The sequence below is a fragment of the Extibacter sp. GGCC_0201 genome (assembly GCF_017566055.1).
In the GTDB taxonomy this organism is placed as follows: domain Bacteria; phylum Bacillota; class Clostridia; order Lachnospirales; family Lachnospiraceae; genus Extibacter.
The window spans coordinates 1-1,208 of the sequence record NZ_JABFCH010000060.1; the positions used below are offsets into that span (position 1 = coordinate 1).

Annotated in this window: 1 protein-coding gene; it reads left to right on the forward strand. The window is 49.9% G+C overall.

All coding sequences use genetic code 11. The features are described 5' to 3' along the window. On the forward strand, positions 1-1,208 hold a 1,208-nt coding region (locus tag HJV72_RS18735), incomplete at both ends, for a hypothetical protein (RefSeq protein ID WP_208073365.1).

Sequence of the window (1,208 nt, forward strand, 5' to 3'; positions counted from 1 at the left end):
CATATCCTGCAGGGTACCATACGGTGGAAGCGCCGGGCATTACGCCGGTCGGCATAATTTTTGGCGATGCATCCCTTCAGATATCCAAAAGTGAAGACGAGGCAAAAAGAGAGATTACATACTCCTTCATATATCCCGACAAGAGCTTGGATATGACCGTAGTCGGTGACAGGGATGATGGACCTCTCATCTGCGGGGTATATGAAGGCACCGGTAATATGCAGAATACAGAGGCAGGTGACAGCTGGATAAGGAAGACAGATGAGACAGGCAGCTATTCACAGGGTGACCCGTATTATGGGACGAATTATGGTGGGGATTATCAGGCGGGGAGATTGTCAAAACCACGGGGCAGCGAAACAAAAGAAGTATTGATGGGCACCGGAAACAAAACGATATCAACCGGGACATTTGGAAGCAGCGATGTATTGCACTTTGAATATCACATGAAACGTGCTGGCGGCAACGGATCGCCGACATCCCCTCTATTCTTTTTCTGGCCGTCCCCTACATTGACCCTGAGCTACTTCCCGAACGGCGTGGATTATTCTGCAAAGGAGCCGATAATAAATGAAACGTTCAACTTCTGGGACCCTTCCTGGGAAGATACGAGCGATACAGGTGCGGCCCAGATAACGGAAAACTATACTGCAGGGAATGGAGCCCAGATAAAGATCGAGGTTAAGAAGGCGCACCTCGTAACCACCGGGACCGTACATTATGATTTTAGGGCCATAATTACAATCAGCAATATGAAAAACAGCTTCTATCTACAGACACAATCTGCCAGCAGCGTACAAGGTTCCCACTATTTCCGTGGCTTAGACAAGGTATCCCTCGCTACGGCAGCAGATAAAGGAGATTCGTATCTTATGCTGGACCCAAATGACACTGGCGGAGCCGGCGGGAGCCAAGTCAAGAAGGCAATTAAACCAGGGGGAGTATTTTTAGACAAGCAGTCCATAGCCAACAAAGAATATCCGTCCGGCACGGGAATCCCCGGTGCCGCTGACGATCAATATTCATTCAAATTCGGTGTCACTCCTGAGTGGGGATACACGCACCCCCGGGTATTAAGCTTTGACGAAAATGGGGAGGTAACAGGGCAAAGAGCCGAGACGATCGAAGCGGAAATGGGAGGGACGCTAACCCCGGGCAGCTACTCCTGGTTCAATGAGGACTTTAAAAACAGAGGCGAGATCAGCCCG